Origin of the sequence: Streptomyces coffeae (genome assembly GCF_016741875.1) — a bacterium.
Taxonomy (GTDB): Bacteria; Actinomycetota; Actinomycetes; order Streptomycetales; family Streptomycetaceae; genus Streptomyces; species Streptomyces coffeae.
This window is the reverse complement of the sequence record NZ_JAERRF010000006.1, coordinates 438,036-458,480: the sequence shown is the minus strand read 5'-3', so window position 1 is coordinate 458,480 and position 20,445 is coordinate 438,036. Positions and strand designations below refer to the sequence as shown.

General features: G+C 70.9%; 9 protein-coding genes. 5 read left to right on the top strand and 4 right to left on the bottom strand.

Going from position 1 to position 20,445, the window contains the following annotated elements; all coding sequences use genetic code 11:
• A partial coding sequence (locus JK363_RS13280; protein WP_201875034.1) for a type I polyketide synthase occupies positions 1–4,666 on the bottom strand: 4,666 nt, incomplete at its 3' end.
• 41 nt (positions 4,667–4,707) lie between these two features.
• Positions 4,708–11,934 carry a type I polyketide synthase gene (locus JK363_RS13275; protein WP_201875033.1) on the bottom strand — a complete coding sequence of 2,409 codons (7,227 nt, stop codon included), beginning with the start codon at positions 11,932–11,934 and terminating at the stop codon, positions 4,708–4,710.
• 247 nt (positions 11,935–12,181) lie between these two features.
• Between JK363_RS13275 and JK363_RS13270 the strand changes: the two genes are divergently transcribed.
• The 4 genes from JK363_RS13270 to JK363_RS13255 all read left to right on the top strand — a co-directional run bounded on the left by JK363_RS13270 (position 12,182) and on the right by JK363_RS13255 (position 16,730).
• The gene (locus JK363_RS13270) at positions 12,182–12,994 is read left to right on the top strand and encodes an SAM-dependent methyltransferase (protein WP_201875032.1); all 813 of its coding nucleotides are present in this window, start codon (positions 12,182–12,184) and stop codon (positions 12,992–12,994) included.
• A 707-nt stretch (positions 12,995–13,701) separates the two neighbouring features.
• A complete protein-coding gene (locus JK363_RS13265) occupies positions 13,702–14,484 on the top strand; it encodes an AfsR/SARP family transcriptional regulator (protein ID WP_215910851.1) in 783 nt (260 codons plus the stop codon).
• A 29-nt stretch (positions 14,485–14,513) separates the two neighbouring features.
• The gene (locus JK363_RS13260; protein ID WP_201875031.1) at positions 14,514–14,744 is read left to right on the top strand and encodes a DUF5988 family protein; all 231 of its coding nucleotides are present in this window, start codon (positions 14,514–14,516) and stop codon (positions 14,742–14,744) included.
• Between the two features lie 81 nt (positions 14,745–14,825).
• Entirely contained in the window at positions 14,826–16,730 is a 1,905-nt protein-coding gene (locus tag JK363_RS13255) for a Xaa-Pro dipeptidyl-peptidase (protein ID WP_201875030.1), read from the top strand.
• Positions 16,731–17,142: 412 nt separating this feature from the next.
• On the opposite strand, the gene JK363_RS13250 is transcribed toward JK363_RS13255, so the two are convergent.
• Positions 17,143–18,006 carry a class I SAM-dependent methyltransferase gene (locus tag JK363_RS13250; RefSeq protein WP_201875029.1) on the bottom strand — a complete coding sequence of 288 codons (864 nt, stop codon included), beginning with the start codon at positions 18,004–18,006 and terminating at the stop codon, positions 17,143–17,145.
• 281 nt (positions 18,007–18,287) lie between these two features.
• Here JK363_RS13250 and JK363_RS13245 point away from each other — a divergent pair, with 281 nt between their 5' ends.
• Positions 18,288–19,457: a CapA family protein gene (locus JK363_RS13245; RefSeq protein ID WP_201875028.1), complete on the top strand. Its 1,170-nt coding sequence runs from the start codon at positions 18,288–18,290 to the stop codon at positions 19,455–19,457.
• Positions 19,458–19,542: 85 nt separating this feature from the next.
• Here JK363_RS13245 and JK363_RS13240 read toward each other — a convergent pair whose 3' ends face one another.
• Positions 19,543–20,430 (bottom strand): NAD(P)-dependent oxidoreductase, encoded by an 888-nt coding sequence (locus JK363_RS13240; RefSeq protein ID WP_201875027.1) that lies wholly within the window; start codon positions 20,428–20,430, stop codon positions 19,543–19,545.
• Positions 20,431–20,445 lie beyond the last annotated feature (15 nt).

The window sequence follows — 20,445 nt, the reverse complement described above, 5'->3', positions numbered from 1 at the left end:
AGGGGACGGGTACCACGGTGCGTGCGTCCGCGACCGCCACCGGCCCGAAGGCGCCCTCGAACAGGCCCATGACCCGGTCGCCCACCGCGAGGCCGGTCACACCCGGACCCACCTCCCGCACCACACCGGCACCCTCACTGCCCCCGAACTCGGCGCCACCGGGGTACATCCCCAACACGATCAGCGCGTCGCGGAAGTTGAGGCCCGCGGCGTGAACATCGATCCGTACCTGGCCCGCGCCCAGGGGCTCCAGCACCTCAGGGCAGGCCACCGGCCGTACGCTGTCCACCGTCGCGGTGCCCTCGGCCCCGAGCCGCCACGCGGACAACTCCACGGGGGGTACGAGACCCGGTGCGGATCCCGCGCGTACGAACCGGGGCACCAGCACCCGGCCGTTCCGCAGCGCGAGCTGCGACTCCTCCCGTTCCACGGCCCGCACCACGCCGTCCGTGAGGTGGTCGGTGCCGGGAGCGATCCCACCGTCGTGCGACGTGTCGCCCGGATCGAGGTCGAGCAGCAGGAACCGGCCCGGGTTCTCCGTCTGCGCACTGCGTACCAGGCCCCATACGGCGGCTCCGGCCACGTCCACGGGCTCGGGCCCCTCGCCCGCGAGGCCACCGGTGGCAACGGCTCCGCGGGTCGCCACCACCAACGTCGCTTCCGCCAGCCGCGGTTCGGCCAGCCAGCCCTGGAGCAGTGCGAGGGTCCGCTCCGCGGAGGCCAGTCCGTCGGCCGCCAGATCGCGCACACCGCCATCGGTCGGCACCGCCATGGGCGCCACCACAACGCCCGGGGTGGGCGCGCCGTCGTCAAGCGCGGTGATCAGCGCCTCCAGATCCGGATGGCACACCGCGGTGGGCCTCGCCATCGGCGCCTCGGCTCCCAGCACCACCCAAGCCGGGCCGCCGCCGTTCGGTGTCGCCGCAACCGGCAGGGGCGTCCAGTCCATGGCGAACAGCCCGTCCGCGCCGGGTGTGCGGACCGCCCGCAGTTGCTCGGTGCCGGCCGAACGCAACACCACCGCTTCGGCGCTCAGCACCGGGGCCCCCACGGCGTCCGCCACGCTCACCCGCAGCGTCCGCTCCCCGTCCGCACCGCTCTCATCGGGGGACAGCCGGATCCGTACCCGGGTCGCCCCACCGGCCCACAGCGACACTCCGTTCCAGGTGAACGGCAGCCACACCCGGCCATCGGCTGGTTCGGCGTCGGTCGCGGACCGTTCGCCGAGCAGCACGGGGTGCAGGGCCGCGTCGAGCAGCGCGGGGTGGACACCGAAACCGGACGGCTCCCCGGCCGCCTCCGGCAGCACCACCTCGGCCAGCAGGTCGGCACCGTCCCGCCACACGGCGTGCAGCCCCTGGAACGCGGGCCCGTACGCGTATCCCGACACCGCGAGCCGCTCGTAGAACCCCTCCAGATCCACGGGTTTCGCACCCGCCGGAGGCCATACGCCGCCCTGGTCCGCCGCGGGGGCCGGGGCCTCGGACGGCGGGCTCAGCACACCTTCCGCATGGCACACCCATCCGGCGCCGGAGCCTGAGCCGTCATCGGGGCGCGAGTACATCCGCACCTCCCGCCGCCCGTCGGCGCCCTGTTCACCGACGTACACCTGGAGGCGGAGTCCACCCGACGGCGGCAGTACCAGTGGCACGTGGAGCGCCAGTTCCTCCACACCGCCGCTGCCGACCTCGTCGGCGGCGCGCAGGGCCCACTCCACCAGGGCCGTGCCGGGCATGAGGGCGGTGTCCGCCACGACGTGTTCACCGAGCCAGCCATGTGACGGTGCGACAAGCCGACCGGTCAGCAGCTTGCCGCCACCCTCGGCCAGTTCCACCGCCGCGCTCAGCAGCGGATGTCCGGTGGGCACCAGACCGAGGTCCGCCGGGTCGGTGCCACGGTCACTGAGCCCGTCCAGCCAGTAGCGCTGGTGCTGGAAGGCGTAGGTGGGCAGATCGACGGTACGGGGGCGGGGATCGGCGGGGAACAGCGTTGTCCAGTCCAGCTCGATTCCGGCCGTGAACGCCTGCGCGAGCGACCGCGCCAGCTGTCGCTGACCTCCTTCGTCACGGCGCAGCGTCGGCACCGTCACCGCCCGGACGCCGGCTTCCTCGAACGTCTCCTGCATCCCCACCGTCAGCACCGGATGCGTGCTGGCCTCGATGAACACCCGGTGGCCGTCGGCCAGCAGCGCCACGATGGCGTCGGCGAACCGTACGCGCTCGCGCAGATTGGTCGTCCAGTACGCGGTGTCCAGCGCGCTGGTGTCGGCGCGGCCACCGGTCACCGTCGAGTAGAACGCCACCTGCGATGTGGTGTTGGGGCGGATGCCGCTGAGAACCGTGTGCAACTCGTCGGTGATCCGGTCGACCTGGGGGCTGTGCGAGGCGTAGTCCACCTCGATCAGCCGTGCCCGGTCACCGTTCTCCTGGCATGCCGTGACCAGCGCGGCCACCTGCTCCGGTGGACCCGATACGACCGTGGAAGCGGGCCCGTTGACCGCCGCGATCCCGACTCCGGCGGCCGTCTTCCCCAGCCCGGAGAGCATCCGACCGGCACGCTCCTGTCCCACACCGAGCGAGGCCATGGCTCCGCCACCGGCCAGCTTCCGCAGCGCCTGGCTGCGCAGCGCCACGATCCTGGCGCCGTCCTCCAGGGACAGCGCACCCGCCACCACCGCCGCCGCGATCTCGCCCTGGCTGTGGCCCACCACCGCGGCGGGCCGCACACCGTGTCCGGCCCAGACGGCGGCCAGCGACACCATCACCGCCCACAACACGGGCTGCACCACATCGACACGGCCCGGATCAGCGGCGCCCTCGGCGCCCCGCAGCACGTCCGTCAACGACCAGTCCACATAGGGGGCAAGGGCGCGTTCGCACGCGGTCACCCGTTCCGCGAACACCGGTGAGACATCCAGCAGCCCGGCGCCCATGCCCACCCACTGCGAACCCTGCCCCGGGAACACCAGCACCGGACCGATGTCGCCGGTGGCCACGGTGACACCAGAGGTCATCACACCGGGATGCGCGTCGCCTGCCGCCAGAGCCTCGACGGCCGCCACCAGTTCCTCGCGGTCCGTGCCCAGCACCACCGCGCGGTGCTCGAACACCGCACGGGTGGTGATCAGCGACCACCCCACCTCGACGGGCCCGGCCTCGATGTCCTGTGCCATCCGCCCGGCCAGTGCCGCGGCCTGCCCCCGCAATGCCTCGGCACTGCGCGCGGAGAGCACCCACGGGACCACCCCGCCCGTACAACCGCCCACCGCGACGGGCTCATCCGTCTCGGGCCCCTGCTCCAGGATCAGATGGGCGTTGGTGCCGGAGACCCCGAAGGAGGAGACCGCGGCCCGGCGTGGCCGGTCCAGAGCGGGCCAGGCGGTGGGCTGGTCGAGAAGCCGGATACCGCTGCCGTCCCACTCCACATGCGGGGTGGGCTCGTCGAGGTGGAGATTGGCGGGCAGTTCCGCGTGGCGCAGGGCCATCACCATCTTGATGACACCCGCGACACCGGCCGCGGCGTGGGTGTGGCCGATGTTGGACTTGAGCGAGCCCAGCAGCAGCGGGCGGTCGTCGGGCCGGTCCTGACCGTAGGTGGCCATCAGCGCCTCGGCCTCGATCGGGTCGCCCAGTGTGGTACCGGTGCCGTGTGCCTCCACCGCGTCCACATCGCCCGGCCCCAGCTGGGCGCCGGCGAGGGCCTGCCCGATGACCCGTTCCTGGGCGACGTCGTTGGGCGCGGTGAGCCCGTTGCTGGCTCCGTCCTGGTTGATCGCCGAACCGCGGATGACCGCCAGCACCCGGTGTCCGTTGCGCAGCGCGTCCGACAGCCGTTCCAGCACCACCAGGCCGACGCCTTCGGAGAAGCCGGTGCCGTCGGCGGTGGCGGCGAACGACTTGCAGCGGCCGTCGGGGGCGAGCGCTCCCTGCCGGGTGAACTCGGTGAACATGATGGGAGTGGCGAGTGAGGTGACACCTCCGGCCAGCGCCAGGGCGCATTCGTTCTGCCGGAGCGCCTGGCAGCTCAGGTGCATGGCCACCAGGGACGCCGAGCACGCGGTGTCCACGGTCACCGCGGGCCCTTCCAGGCCGAGGGTGTAGGCCACCCGTCCCGAAATCACGCTGGTCAGGCTGCCGGTGGTGGCGTATCCCTCAAAGCCCTCGGGGATCCGTGGCGCACGGGCCAGATAGTCCTGGCTGGATACTCCGGCGTAGACACCGGTGCGGGTGCCCTTCAAGGAGTGGGGGTCGATACCGGCGCGCTCGAGCGCTTCCCACGCCGTCTCCAGCACCAGCCGCTGCTGCGGGTCCATGGCGAGTGCTTCGCGGGGACTGATACCGAAGAACGCCGCGTCGAACCGGTCGGCCGCGACAAAACCGCCCTGGCGGACACAGCTGGTGCCGTAGTGCTCCGGGTCGGGGTGATAGAGGCCGTCCAGATCCCAGCCACGGTCCGTGGGGAAGTCACCGATCGCGTCGACACCGGAGACCAGCAGGTCCCACAGCTCCTCCGGGGAGGTGACCCCGCCGGGGAAACGGCAGGCCATGCCCACCACGGCCACCGGCTCCTGCGCCCGCTCCTCCATCTCACGCAGCCGCAGCCGCGTGTCGTGGAGATCGGCGGAGACGCGCTTGAGGTATTCGACGAGTTTCTCTTCGTTCGCCATGAGGGTCACCCGGTCTTCAGCGTTCGTCGCGCCCGGCACATTCAGGACACACCAAGCTCGTTGTCGATAAAGTCAAGGACCTGATCCGCGGACGCGGACTCCAGCCGTTCCGCCGCGCTCAGTTGGGCAACGGGACGACGGGACGTGCGGGGTTGGACCGGCACGGCCACCGGGGCGGCGACGCTGGACGTGGCGGAGGTGGTTTCCTCGGGTGCGAGCCGCCGCACCAGATGGTTCACCACCCCTGCCGGGGTCGGGTAGCGGAAGATGAGCGCCGCGGGCAGCCGCAGCCCGGTGGCGGCGGCGAGCCGGTCGCGCAGTTCGACGGCGGTGAGGGACTCGAAGCCCAGTTCCTTGAAGCTGGCGTCGGCGTGTATGGCGTCGGCGTCGGTGTGCCCCAGCACCGTGGCGGCGTGGTCACGGACCAGATGGAGCATCTGCCGGTACCGGTCCGCCGCCGACAGCCCCGCCAGCAGGGCGGCCCAGTCGACGGACCGCTCGCCGGTGGTGGCCGCGGTGCGCCGCCGCACACGCGCCCCGCCGTTGGCCGTGGCCGCGGTGCGCGGGGCCGTGGCCTTCAGCTGGTCGGCCGCGGCCGGACGCGTCACCAGCGCGTCGACGGTCAGCACCGGCGCCCCCACGGCGTCGGCGACGACCACCCGCACCTCCCGTCCACCGTCCGGGCCGGGCGGTGGCGCGGTGAGCCGTACGCGGACCGTGGTCGCCTCGGTCGCCCACAGCGACACCCCGCTGAAGGCGAACGGCAGCCGTACTCGCCCCTCGGGTTCACGCAGATCGTCCAGCAGCACCGGGTGCAGAACGGCGTCCAGCAGCACCGGGTGGACACCGAACCCCCTCGGTTCCCCGGCGGACTGCGGCAGTTCGACCTCGGCCAGCAGATCGGCGCCGTCGCGCCACAGTGCACGCAGCCCCTGGAACGCCGGACCGTATGCGTAGCCCGATGCGGTGAGGTGCGCGTAGCACCCGTCGATGTCCACCGGCCGCGCACCGGGCGGCGGCCACACCCCGGTCAGCTCCGCCGTCCGGTCCTCGGTGTCGGACGGGCCGAGCACGCCCACCGCGTGGCAACTCCAGTCGGTTTCTGCGTACACGCCGTCGTCGGGGCGGGAGTACACGGCCATGTCGTGGCGCCCGTCGTCACCCACCGGGCCGACCACCACCTGTATCCGGAGGCCGCCGGTCTCGGGCCAGATGAGCGGCTGCCGCAGTGTGAGTTCTTCCACTGCGCCGCAGCCGGCTTCGTCGGCCGCCCGCAGCGCCCACTCCACCAGGGCGGCTCCGGGGACCAGTGTCACCCCGGCCACCGTGTGCTCGCTCAGCCAGGGATGGATCTGTGCCGAGAGACGGCCCGTCAGCACCTGGCTGCTGCCGTCGGCGAGCTGTACGGCGGCGCCCAACTGCGGATGTCCGACGGCGGTCAGCCCGAAGTCGGCCGGATCACCGCCCCGGCCACCGGTGACGTCCAGCCAGTAACGGTCGCGCTGGAAGGCGTAGGTGGGCAGCTCGACGGTGTGCGGTGATGGCTCCGCGGGGAACAGCGCCGTCCAGTCCACCGCGACCCCGGCGGTGAACGCCTGCGCCATCGAGCGTGTCAGCTGGGCCGGATCGCCGTGGTCACGGCGCACGGTGGGTACCGCGACGGCGTCGATCCCGGCCTGTTCGAAGGTCTCGCGCAAGCCCATGGTGAGCACCGGATGGGTGCTGGCCTCGATGAACACCCGGTGGCCATCGGCCAGCAGCGCTTCGACCGAGTCGGCGAACCGCACCTGCTCCCGCAGATTGCGCACCCAGTACCCGGTGTCGAGCTCCTCGGCGCCCACCCGGCCGCCGGTCACGGCCGAGTAGAACGCCACGTCGACGGCGGGCGACGCAATTGGCTCGACTCCGTCCAACGATGTGGTGAGTTCATCGGTGATGCGGTCGACCTGGGGGCTGTGGGAGGCGTAGTCCACCTCGATCAGCCGGGCCCGTTCCTCGCCCTTCCGGCACTCCTCCACCACCGCCGCCACCTGCTCGGGCGGGCCGGACACCACGGTGGACTCGGGACCGTTGACGGCCGCCACCACCACCGCGTCGGCCCGGTCGCCGAGGCGCGACAGCAGCTCCGTCAGGCGTTCCCGGCCGAGTCCGAGCGAGGCCATGGCGCCACTGCCCGTGAGCTGCCGCAGCGCCCGGCTGCGCAGGGCAACGATCCGGGCGGCGTCGTCCAGGGAGAGGGCGCCCGCCACCGCGGCCGCCGCGATCTCGCCCTGGCTGTGGCCCACCACGGCCGCGGGGCGCACACCGTATGCGGCCCATACGGCGGCCAGGGACACCATCGCCGCCCAGAGCACCGGCTGCACCACGTCCACCCGGCCCAGGTCCGCCGCGCCCTCGGCGCCGCGCAGCACATCGGTCAACGACCAGTCCACATACGGGCTCAGTGCCCGCTCGCACTCTGCGACGCGCGCCGCGAACACCGGCGAGGTGTCGAGCAGTGCCGCGCCCATCCCCGCCCACTGCGATCCCTGTCCCGGAAACACCAGAACCGGTCCCCCGTCGTCTGCCGTGCCGGGACGGATCGCTCCGGGGCCGACCACAGCCGGGTGGTTCTCCCCCGCGGCCAGTGCCGCGACGGCCGCCGCCAGCGTGCCGCGGTCCTCGCCGACCAGCACGGCCCGGTGCTCGAACACCGACCTGGTGCTGATCAGCGACCAGCCGAGGTCCACCGGCGATGCCCCGGAGGCGGTGGCCAGGTGGTCGGCCAGCACCCGGGCCTGGCCGCGCAGGGCTTTCGCGCTCCGCGCGGACAGCACCCACGGCACCACACCGTGCGGCATCCGCTCCGGCGCGGCGGCACCGGCCGCGCCGGTGGGGGGAGGTTCGGGGGCCTGTTCCACGATCAGATGCGCGTTGGTGCCACTGATACCGAAGGAGGACACGGCCGCCCGGCGGGGGCGTTCGGTGTCCGGCCAGGCGACCGGCTCGGTCAGCAGGCGCACCGCACCGCTGTCCCAGGCGACATGGGGGCTCGGTGTGTCGATGTGCAGGGAGGCGGGCAGGGTGCCGTGGCCCAGCGCCATCACCATCTTGATGACACCGGCCACCCCCGCCGCGGCCTGGGTGTGGCCGATGTTCGACTTCAGGGAGCCGAGCCACAGCGGCCGGTCGTCCGGCCGTTCCTGTCCGTAGGTGGCCAGCAGCGCCTGGGCCTCGATCGGGTCGCCGAGCGTGGTGCCCGTCCCGTGTGCTTCGACGGCGTCCACCTCGGAGGGCGCGAGTCCGGCGGTGGCGAGGGCATGGCGGATCACCCGCGCTTGCGAGGGTCCGTTCGGGGCGGTGAGCCCGTTGGACGCGCCGTCCTGGTTGACCGCGGAGCCCCGGATCAGCGCCAGCACCGCATGGCCGTGGCGCCGTGCGTCGGACAGCCGTTCCAGCAGGACCAGGCCCGCTCCTTCGGCCCATCCGGTGCCGTCGGCCGCCGCGGCGAACGGTTTGCACCGTCCGTCGGGGGCGAGTCCGCGCTGCCGTGAGAAGCCGGTGAACATGCCGGGGGCGGCCATCACGGTGACCCCGCCCGCCAGCGCGAGCGAGCACTCACCGCGGCGCAGGGACTGCGCGGCCAGATGCAGGGCCACCAGCGAGGAGGAGCAGGCGGTGTCCACGGTGACCGCGGGGCCCTCGAGTCCGAAGGTGAAGGCCACCCGGCCGGACACCACGCTCGGGGTGCCGCCGGTGAGCAGATGTCCGTCGAGCCCCTTCGGCGCCTCGTGCAGCCGCGGTCCGTAGTCCTGGGGCATCACCCCGACGAACACACCGGTCGGGCTGCCCTTGAGGGCGGTGGAGCGGATGCCCGCCCGTTCGAACGCCTCCCACGCGGTCTCCAGCAGCAGCCGCTGCTGCGGATCGGCCGCCAGTGCCTCGCGCGGACTGATGCCGAAGAACTCCGCGTCGAAGCACGCCGCGTCGTACAGGAATCCGCCCTCGTGGGCGTAGCTGGTGCCGGGGCGGTCCGGGTCGGGGTCGAAGAGCGCGGCCAGGTCCCAGCCGCGGTCGCGGGGGAACTCCCCGATGGCGTCCACGCCGTCGGCCACCAGCCGCCACAGCGTCTCCGGCGAGTCGACGCCCCCCGGATAGCGGCAGCTCATGGCCACGACGGCGATGGGGTCGTCGTCGAGGTGCGCGGCGGCCGGTGCGAGGGCGGACGGGGTGGCCGGGGCGGTGGCGGTGCGCAGATGTGCGGCGACGGCGAGGGGGGTGGGGTGGTCGAAGATGAGGGTGGCGGTGAGGGGCAGACCGGTGGCCTCGGCGAGCCGTTCGCCGAGTTCGGTCGCGGCCAGCGAATCGAAGCCGAGCTCTTTGAAGGTCAGGCCGGGTTCGACGGCACGCGGATCGCTGTGTCCGAGGACGGCGGCCACATGGGTACGGACGGTGTCCAGCATCCCGACCGCGCGCGCCGGCGCCGGGGCCGGGCTCCGGTCCGGCCCCACGCTGTGCTCGGCGACGGGTGGGGTGCCCGGGACGGGCTCGGGGTGGAGCGCGGTGTCGGGCCAGTGGCGCTCGCGCTGGAAGGCGTAGGTCGGGAGGGCCACGCGTCGGTGGGGGCGCCCGGCGAAGGCCCGCTCCCAGCGCACATCGGCGCCGCGCACATACGCCTGGGCCAGCGCGGTGGCGAAGGTCTGGGTCTCGGGTCGGTCGCGGCGCAGTACGGCCAGGACGGCGGGGCGGGGCCGACCGGGGGCCGTGCCGGGGCGCGCGGCGAGGCATTCACGGGTCATGGCGGCGAGGAGGGCGTCCGGGCCGAGTTCGACAAACGTGGTGGCGCCGGTGTCGCGGAGGGTGTGCACACCGTCCATGAACCTGACCGCGTCCCGGGCGTGCCGCGCCCAGTAGTCGGGCGAGGCCAGCTGTTCGGCGGTGGCGAGCCTTCCGGTCACATTGGAGACGACGGGAATGGCCGGAGTTGCGAAGGTCAATCCGGCGGCGACGGCGCGCAGTTCGTCGAGGACGCCGTCCATGTGGGGTGAGTGGAAGGCATGGCTGACCTTGAGCAGATGGGCCTTGCGGCCGCGGGCCCGCCAGGTGTCGGTGGCCTGATGGACGGCGTGGTGGTCGCCGGAGATCACCACGGACGAGGGGCCGTTGACGGCGGCGATGCCAAGGCGGCCCTCCGCCCCGGCGAGGGCCGCGGTGGCTTCGTCCGCCGTGGCCTGCCAGGCTGCCATCGCGCCGGAGGCCGTGACGGACTGCATGAGCCGGCCGCGGGCGGCGACCAGGGTGCAGGCGTCGGCCAGGGAGAGCACTCCGGCCACATGGGCGGCGGCGAGCTCGCCGACGGAGTGTCCCATCAGCCAGTCGGGGCGCAGCCCCCAGGCCTCGGCCAGCCGGTACAGGGCCACTTCGATGGCGAACAGCGCGGGCTGGGTGTACGCGGTCCGGTCCAGGGCCACGGGGTTCCGGTCGAAGACCACCTCGCGCAGGGGCCGGTCCAGGTGGCGGTCCAGGTGCGCGCATACTTCGTCCAGGGCGGTGGCGAAGGCCGGGTGGGCGGCGTACAGCTCCCGGCCCATGGCGGGGCGCTGGCTGCCCTGGCCGCTGAAGAGCACCGCGAGGCCGCCGTCGGCCACCTGGCCCCGGGTCAGCCCGGTGGTTTCGGTGTCCTGGGCGAGGGCGTCCAGTCCGCGGGCCGGCGCGTCGGGGTCGTCCTCGCCGCCGAGGATGACGGCGCGGTGGGGGAACGCGGTCCGGGTGGTGGCCAGGGCGTGTCCGATGTCTTCCGGGGTGTCACCGGGGTGTTCGGCCGCGCGGAGGTGGTCACGCAGGCGTACGGCCTGGGCGCGCAGGGCGGCCGCGCTCTTTGCGGAGATCACCCAGGGCACGGCGGCGAGTTGCGCCGCGGGCGCGGGGGCTTCGGCCGGGACGGGTGGCTGGACGACAGCGGGGGGTTCGACCGGGGCGGGCGGTTCGGCGAGCACCAGGTGGCAGTTGGTTCCGCCCATGCCGAAGGAGCTGACACCGGCGAGCAGTGGCTGGTCGGGGCGGGGCCAGTCGGTGAGGCTGTCCTGGACCCGCAGTCCGAGGTCGGCCAGTGCGATACGCGGGTTGGGAGTGGCGTAGTGGAGGCTGGGCGGGAGTTGCCGGTGGTGGATGCTGAGGGCGGTCTTGAGCAGTCCGACGATTCCGGCGGCGCCTTCGAGGTGGCCGACGTTGGTCTTGGCGGAGCCGACGAGCAGCGGGGTGCCGTGGGTCCTGGCGGTGCCGAGGGCGGCGCCGAGCGCGGCCGCTTCGACCGGATCGCCCACGGGGGTTCCGGTGCCGTGGAGTTCGACGTACTGGACATCGGCGGGTGTGACCCCGGCCCGCTGGTGTGCGGTGCGTATCACCTCTTCCTGTGCTGCCGGGCTGGGGGCCGTGAGACCGTCGGTGGAGCCGTCGTTGTTGACCGCGCCGGAGCGGATGACGCAGTAGACGGCATCGCCGTCGCGGACGGCGGCGTCGAGCGGTTTCAGCACCACGATCCCGCCGCCTTCGCCGCGGACGAAGCCGTTGGCGCGGGCGTCGAAGGTGTGGCAGCGGCCGTCCGGGGAGAGTCCGCCGAACTGGGCGGCGGCGGCCTCCATGCTGTCCTCGCTGAGGATGAGGTTGACGCCACCGGCCAGCGCCAGGACGCATTCCTGGCGCCGCAGACTCTCGCACGCGGTGTGCACGGCCACCAGCCCGGAGGACTGTGCGGTGTCCACGGTGATACTGGGGCCGCGTAGCCCGTATCCGTAACTGATGCGGTTGGCGATGATGCTGCGGTGCACTCCGGTCATGGCATGCCGCGGGCGGGCGCTTGTGGTGTGACGGCGCAGCAGGGCGGCGTACTCGTCCCAGATGGCGCCCACAAAAACACCGGTGGCGCTGCCGCTCAGCGTCCCGGGGCGGATTCCGGCGTCCTCCAACGCCTCCCAGGCGAGTTCGAGCATCAGCCGCTGCTGCGGGTCCATGGCCACCGCTTCGCGCGGCGAGATGCCGAAGAAGCCGGCGTCGAAGGTGTCGACGCGGTCCAGGAATCCGCCGGACCAGGCTGTCTCCGGACGGTCGTGGCCGGTGGTGGCCCCGGCGCGGCGGCGATCGGCCGGCATCGCGGTGATGGCGTCGACACCGTGCCGCAGCAGCCGCCAGAACGACGACGGGCTGGGCGCCTGGGGCAGTCGGCAGGCCATTCCCACCACGGCGACGGGCCCCGCGGGCCGAGGTGTCGGGGTGGGCGCGGCGCTATCCATCACACCGCCGGGGGCGCTGGGAAATCGTGAGCGTGTCCTTGGTCATGGGAGGTACTCCCGCTCCGGATTGATGATCGGTGCGAGCACTTCGCCCATCCTGCGGCGCAGGTCTAAAGGCAGACCAAATGGTTCTGCGGCCGGTCACTTTAGAGACGCGTTAACGGCACCCCGGATCATGACGTGACGGGTGGGCCCGGACCGGGCCCTTGATGGCCGACCGGATCTTCCGAGAATCAGGAGGAGTGCCATGACATCCCCCTCAGCCGTACCGCCGGACGGCACGGTGTCGGACTACTACAGCACGCTCGGGCCGTTGTTGCAGATGGCGTGGGACGACAACTTCCACTTCGGCTACTGGGACGGCCCGTCGGACACCAGTTCGGTGCAGGAAGCCACGGATCGTTTCACCGATCTGCTCATCGAACGGCTGCGGGTGGGTCCTGGAGACCGGGTGCTGGATGCCGGTTGCGGTATCGGGAAACCCGCGCTGCGGGTGGCATCGGCCACCGGCGCCCATGTGGTGGGCATCACGATCAGTGAGCTCCAGGTCAAACAGGCGACCGAGTCCGCCCGAATCGATCAGCTTTCCGATCGGGTGTCCTTTCACTACGCCGACGCCATGGCCACGCCTTTCGACGACGCGTCATTCGACGCCGTACTCGCATTCGAATCGATCAATCACATGGACCGTCCGACGGCACTGCGGGAGATGGCTCGGGTGCTGACGTCCGGAGGGCGTTTGGTGCTGACGGATGTGACACCGCCGAGCGACGGGAGCTACCGGCCGGAGGACGACCCCAAGGTCGTCACCTCGCTGACCCGGCTTGCGGACTGGCCCGGTCTGATCAGCGATGCCGGGCTGACACTCGATGAACTCACCGATGTCACCGAACACACCAAGGACACCGCCAACCGCATGATCGACGGCATCCTCCGCTGCCGCCGGGAGTTCGAGCAGCGGCACGGCGTCAGCGTCCAGGAAGTGCTCGACGCCGCCAAGTCGGCGCTGCCGACGGTACCGAGTGCGGGGTGTGCGATCGTGGTCGCGCACAAACCATGACCACACAGATTCCGACGTTTATCCCAAACGTTCGGTAGGGCACCGGACCTCTGGAGTCCGGGATTACCCACTCCTCATCAACGGCGCGGGCAACGCCCAGAGCTCGCTGGAGACGCTTGTCCCGGCCGAGGCGGTCCGCGTATTCTCTTCGCTGGCTGCAACGCCTGACGATCCAAGGAATCCGGACCCCGATCTTCCGGACTGCTCCGAGAATAATCATCGATCCGTACCGACCATGCGGAACGGCGTCAAGATCTCGTATCACATGGTTGTCCCCGTCAACGAGAGCACCGTATTGCCTCGGCCGGGTGCAGCGGCTCGAGGATGCGTATATCCGGATTCAAGGCGGGGTGGATAGTCATAAGAGGCGCTTACGATCTGGGGCACCTGCCGTAGCACATCTCGCTCGTCAGTTCTCCCAATCACCGGCAGGTCCGCGATAAATGAGGGGTGAGTAATGGCAGTCGCGAACGACGTGAGTCGGTGGCTCCGGCGGCACCGTCCGTCCCCGTGCCGCGAGGCACACCCGGACCACTTTTCACACGTGGGCGGCTCGGCGGTTTCCTGCTTCTTCCCATCCCCCTCGGGGCGGCGCGGCCCCGGGACCGACAGACCGCCGTGCTCCCCGGGCAGCCGGGGCAGGCGACCTGATCGACACACCAGAGCCCGTCCCAGCTGCCCGCCCACCGCACCCGTTGGATACTGGGATGGGACGTACCGTGCGATATGAGATCATGGGCCCCCTCCGGGTGGTCGAGGGGGAAAAGAAATTAACCATCAGGGCCCGAAAGATCGAGGTCCTGCTGACCGTTCTTCTGGTCCGCGCTGACCAGGTGGTTCCGATCGACCAGCTCATCGCGGAGATCTGGGGAGAGGATCCGCCGCGGCGGGCCATCGCCGGACTCCATGTATATGTCTCGCAGATTCGAAAGTTCCTGCGCCGCCCCGATCCGAGCGAAAGCCCTGTACAGACCCGGACCCCGGGTTATGTCCTGCAACTGGGCCCCGACGAACTCGACTTCCATTGTTTCGAACGCCTGGTGGGCGAGGGCCGGAACCATCTTCGGGAAGGGCGCTACAAGCAGGCCACCGCCGGCTTCGAATCCGCACTCGACCTCTGGCGCGACCCGCTGCTGGACGACGTTTGCCATGGACCGATCCTGGAGGGATTTCAGACCTGGTTGAAAGAGGCCCGTCTGGAGTGCGTCGAGATGCTCACGGATTCCCGTCTTATGCTCGGTCGCCATCGTGAACTGGTGAGTGACCTCTACCAGCTGACCACCGAGCACCCCTTGCGGGAAGCTCTGCACCGCCAGTTGATGCTGGCGCTCTACCGCTGCGGTCGCCGGGCGGATGCCCTGCACGTCTACCAGGCAGCACGCAAAACGCTCAACGAAGAACTCGGGCTGGAGCCCTGCCGGGCCCTCCAGGACATGCAGCGGGCCATCCTCACCTCGGATGACCGGCTTGAACTTCAGGTCCCCGCATAGGAAATCCGCGGATGAACCGAGGGGTACAGATGAACGAACATATCGGATTCCTTGCGGACGACACCGAGGTCGATGTCGTTCTCGAAGGCGGTCCGGACGATCTGCCACGGGCGCACCAGGCCGAGCGATCGTCCCTCACATCCAGAAAGCTCAAGATCCAGCATCGCGATGGATATGAGCACTTCGAACTCATCGGCACCGGGGATGACTTCACCCCGGCGACCTTCCGCTGGACCGGGCGGACGAAGATCGCGGAGTAGCTCCCCTCCGGCCCGGGGACAGCCGCCGTTGGCTGTCCCCGGGCCGGTCCTTTTGTGTTCCCCAGCGACCAGGAGGTCCGCGTGCTCACCTCACGACGGCGGCGGGACGTGATCGCCGCGTCCGCGGTATCGGCATGTCTCGCCACCCTCCTCGCCGGGCCGGCGTCGGCCCGCGCCCCGGAGGCGACGTCCATCCGTGTGGCCCACGGCCGCACCCAGCCGGTCTTCTCCTACCAGGACGCCATCCGCGAACACATCATGGTCCAGACCCCCGTCGACAGCGACGGCGACGGTCACAAGGACCGGGCAGCCGTCGACATCATCCGCCCCAAGGAAACACAACAGGGGCTCAGGGTGCCGACCATCATGATGTCAAGCCCCTACAGCGACACCGTCGGCCGCGGATTCGAGGCGGAGAAGAAGTCCTGGGACGACCACGGCAACCCGGTGATTTTCCCACTGTTCTACGACAACTACTTCGTACCCCGCGGCTATGCCGTCGTCGATGTGGACTCGACGGGGACCGGCAGGTCAGACGGCTGCCCGACCGTCGGCGGTGCCGCCGATGTGGCGGCGGCCAAGGCGGCCATCAACTGGCTGGGCGGCCGCGCCACCGCGTACCGGCCGGACGGCAGCGAGGCCAAAGCCACCTGGTCCACCGGCAAGGCCGGAATGATCGGCCACTCCTTCGAAGGCACCCTCGCCAACGCCGTGGCAGGGACGGGAGTGGAAGGACTGGAGACCATCGTCCCGATATCGGCGATCAGCTCCTGGTACGACTTCGCCCGCCACAACGGCGCCAAGCACTGGAACGGCTTCGGGCCCTGGCTGGCCGGTGAGCTGGACTCCGACCCCGACACCAAGTGCCAAGCGGTCCGTGACGCGCTCTCGGCCGGTGAGGACGACGCCACCGGCAACTACAACGACTACTGGCACGAACGCAATTACCTCGCGCCACCGGCGCCCGAGGCGGGCAAGGTCCGCGCCAGTGTGTTCGCGGTCCACGACACCAACGACTACAACGTGCGTATCGACCAGTTCGCCAACTGGTGGGCGCCGCTGGCGCAGCGCGATGTGCCGCGCAAGCTCTGGCTCGGACGCTACGGGCACACCGATCCCTTCGACTGGCCCGGACGGCGTGCGCACTGGGTCTCCACCGTGCACCGCTGGTTCGACCACTGGCTGTACGGTCTGCGGAACGGGATCATGGACGAGCCCCGGGTGGACCTCCAGACCGGGCCGGACAGTTGGGCGGCTCAGGCCGACTGGCCCGCGCACACCTCCTCGGTGTCGCTGCGTCCCGCACCCGACGGCTCGCTCTCACCCCAACCCGCCCGAGGCACCGACTCCTTCACGGACACCAAGCTGAGCGAGGCCGTTCTCATCACCGACCCCTCCGTGGACCGGCCCGGACGGCTGGCGTTCGCCACCCCGCCGCTGCCCCATGCGGTACGGCTGTCGGGTACCCCCACCGTGGATCTGCGGGTCTCCCTGAACAAGCCGACGTCGAACCTCACGGCCCTGCTGGTCGACTACGGCGAGGACGAGCGGATCGACTGGGCGCGGAACGAACCGCAGAACGGGATCCACGACGGTCTGCGAGGGCTGGCCGAGGAGTCGTGCCACGGTGAGAGCACCGCCCAGGACAACGCCTGCTACAAGGAGACCGCCCATGTGACGGCCACCAAGCCGTTCGAGGTGATCGCCCGTGGCTGGATGGACGCGCAGAACCGACACTCGGCCAGCACCCCCGAGCCGATGGCCCCTGGGGAGTACGCCCGGGTCACCTGGCGGACCCTGCCCAACGACTACCGGATCAAGCCGGGCCACCGGCTCGGACTTGTCCTCGGCGGCACCGACGCCGACTTCCTCTACTTCGAGGACGCCACCGCGGCGAAGGTGACGGTGGACCTGGGCGCCAGCCGGATCACGGTACCGGTGTCCCCTACGAAGGGTCTCAACCAAGGCCAGACGCAAGCGCGTTGAGTTACGTTCACCAGAACGACGAGACTGAGGCCCGAGCCGAAAGCGGCTCGGGCCTCACCCCCCGCGTCTGATGAGCGCCTGATGGACGATCTGCTCGATCCACGCCATCAGCTGTCCGACCTCAGGGACACATCCGACATACATCTCGGGCACCGGGCCACGACCCGTCAGTGGGAACACCCCCTCATCGTGCGGGGCGCGGCTTGAGCGGAGCTAGGGTCCGCCTTCAAAGGGGGCGTCCGGGCGCGAGCGGCGTCTGGTGCGGTAGCTCGCAAGGCGGAGGATCGTCCTCGTACTGGGCGTACTCGGGCGACTCCGACAACGCGGCCGGGGGCACCTCCCAGCGGTAGCTGGGGGCGCCGTGCCAGGCGTCGGGAGCAGGGCGGCCCCTTTGAAGGCGGGCGCTAGCACCTCACCGGATCGCGGACCGCCAGGTGTGCACCACACGGGCCCCCATATCCGAGGACACCTCGGCCGTATCCGCGTCCGCCCCGCCCGTGTAGCGGGCTGCGAGATCGCCGTAGCCGATGTCCTCGATCGCCGAGAAGCGCAGGCCGTGGAGAGCGGACACCAGCTCCTCCGGGGTGAAGTGGCTCAGGAACGGCTCACCGGCCTCGGCCACCCACGCCGCACGCGCCTCGCGTACGGCGCGCTGCTCCGGCGGCAGGGATCCCGATGGCTCTCCGTAGTCGAACACCACTCCGGACCCGGCGGGCAGCCCCGCGATGAAGCCGAGTGTGTCGAAGACGGCGGCGCGGGTCAGATACGGCACCACGCCCAGCCAGACGAAGAACGCCGGACGGCCCGCGTCGAATCCCGCCGCGCCCAGCCCCTCGGCCGGGCCCGACCGCTCGAAGTCGACCGGTGCGAAGGTCAGGGACGGCGGTACGGCGATCCCGGACTCGGCCAGCCGGTGCCGTTTCCACTCCTGGGTCGCGGGATGGTCCACCTCGAACACCCGCAGACCGGCCGATGTGTGCGGATTGCGGCAGCCGAAGGTGTCCAGCCCCGCCCCCAGCACCACACACTGCCGCACCCCGCGCTCCACGGCCGCCGCGACCGCGTCCTCGGCGAAGCGGGCGCGGGCGGCCACGGTCAGTCGGCTCCGCTCCCCCTCGGGCCGGAATGCCACCGCCACCACCGGATCGTCGGTGTCGGCACCGAGGATGCGGAGCGCCAGCGGGTCCTGGAACACCCGGCCCCCTTCCAGCTCCTGGTGAGCCGCGCGCAAAGCGGCCGCCGCACGGGCGGTGATGCTGGGCTGACCGGCCTGCACGGTGCCTCCTCCCCCTGAAGTGGCGTAGCGCCGCCATCCTCTCAGCTCAGCGACCCCAGCACCATCAACCTGCCGTGAAGTAAGGGGAGTTCACCCGACCTTCACAGGTGGCCGGGACAGCCACGCGACCGCCGGACGTCCTCGCGCGCCTGTGGTCGGCTCGGGTGCATCTGGTCCGCCGATCCGGTGAAGCTCCGCACCGCTCCGCAAGGATCCCTCATTCCGTGCATATAAATATGACAATCCTACTGATATTGCCCCATACGGGTGAGGAGTGAACCGTGTCCCCTCACAGACGCCATCGGACGGCGATCCTCGCCGCCGCACTGATCGGAACCGTCAGCGCTTGCAGCGGCGGGACTTCCGCCGGCCCGGACGCCGAGGAGAAGCCCTCCAAGACGGCCGCCGCGCTCAAGGGAAAGCCCACCAAGGACTTCACCCTGGTGGCCACCGGTGACCTCCTCGTCCATGACTCGGTCATCCGTCAGGCGCGGGCGGACGCGGGCGGCAACGGCTATGACTTCCGGCGCATGATTGCCGCGGCGGCGCCCACCGTCGCCCAGGCCGATCTGGCGATCTGCCACATGGAGACGGTCTACGGCGCCGACGAGGGTCCGTTCACCGGCTACCCCACCTTCAAGACCCCGCCCCAACTCGCCCAAGCCGTCAAGAAACTCGGCTACGACTCCTGCTCCACCGCCTCCAACCACACGCTGGACGCCGGAACGGACGGCGTGGTCCGCACCCTGGACGCGATGGACCACGCCGGGCTCAAGCACGCCGGTTCGGCGCGCTCCGCCGCCGAGAGCACCCGGCCCGCCCTGTTGGAGGCCGGTGGCGCCAAGGTGGCGCAACTCGCCTACACCTACGGCACCAATGGCATTCCGGTGCCCGAGGGCAAGCCGTGGCTGGTCAATGTCATCAACCCGAAGCGGATCATCAAGGACGCGCGGGCCGCCCGGCGGGCCGGAGCCGATGTCGTCGTGGTGAGTGTGCACTGGGGCACCGAGTGGCAGCAGGCACCGGACGAGCTCCAGCTCTCCCTTGCCAAGAAGCTCACCGCGTCCGCCGACCGCGGCCGCCGTGACATCGACCTCATCATCGGCACCCACGCCCATATCCCGCAGGCGTACGAGAAGGTCAACGGCACCTGGGTGGTGTACGGCATGGGTGACCAGATCGCAGGCGTCATGGGCGACGAGCGCGGTCAGATGGGCTCGGCGGCCCGCTTCACCTTCTCTCCTCCCGCCGCCGAGGGCAAGGCGTGGCGGGTGAGGAAGGCGGAGTACATCCCGCACGCCGTGGACAACGATCCGATCTCCTTGGTGAACCTGCCCCGCGCACTGGAGAAGAGCCCCGGCAACGGTGGCTGGAGCAGCGCGCTGAGCACCATCCAGGAGGCGGTGCTCAGCCGTGGCGGCAAGAAGGACGGGCTCGCCATGGGCCGCTGATATCCCCGCCGTTCGGGGCCGCCGCGCGCGGGCGGCGGCCCCTCAGTGAGCAAGCCTTCAGTAGCGGGCCTCAGTTGCGGGGCCCTCAGTTGCGGCCCAGCATCTCGGCGACGCGGCTGAACCCATCGGCGCCATGGCCCAGTCCGATGGCGCGGCGGGCCATGCCCTCGGCCGCCCGCATCACCCCCGAGTCGATGCCATGGGCCTCGGAGGTGTGGATGATGTGGGCCATGGACGACACCGCTGAGGTGAGGGGATTGCCCTCACCGGAGAAGGTGCCGCTTTCCACGTCCTTCGCCGCCTCTTCGAAGATCGGCGGGAGGATCGCCCCGATCCCCTGGGCGAAGGGAGCCAACTCGCGTGCGGTGACACCCTCCGCCCGTGCCACCGCGAGGGCGTGCACATAGCCCGCCATCGCCGTCCAGAAGATGTCGAGCAACGCGATGTCGTACGCCGCGGCCCGGCCGATCTCCTGGCCGAGATGGGTGTGGGTGCCGCCCAGCGCTTCCAGCACCGGTCGGTGCTCCTGGTAGACGCTCTGCGGGCCACTGTGGATGAACACCGCTTCGGACGTTCCGATGGTGGGGGTCGGCGTCATGATCGCACCGTCCAGGTAGCGGATGCCGTGCCCGGCCGCCCAGTCCGCCGTGTCCCGGGCCCGGTGCGGGGTGTCAGCGGTCAGGTTCACCACGGTGCGTCCCTTGAGTGCGTCGGTGACCGCCGTACGCCGCAGAATGGCGTCCGAGGCGTCGTAATTCACCACGCACACCACGATCAGACCGCTTGCAGCCACCGCCTCCTCCGCCGAGGGCGCACTCCTCGCCCCTCGCCCGACCAGTGCCCGGTCCCTGCCCGGCGTCCGGTTCCAGATCGTGGTGCGCAGCCCCGCGTCGAGGAACGCACCGGCCAGGGCCCGGCCCATCGGGCCGAGACCGAGCACGGTGACGGCAGACTGTTCGGACTGGATGGACATGACCCAACTCCCCTG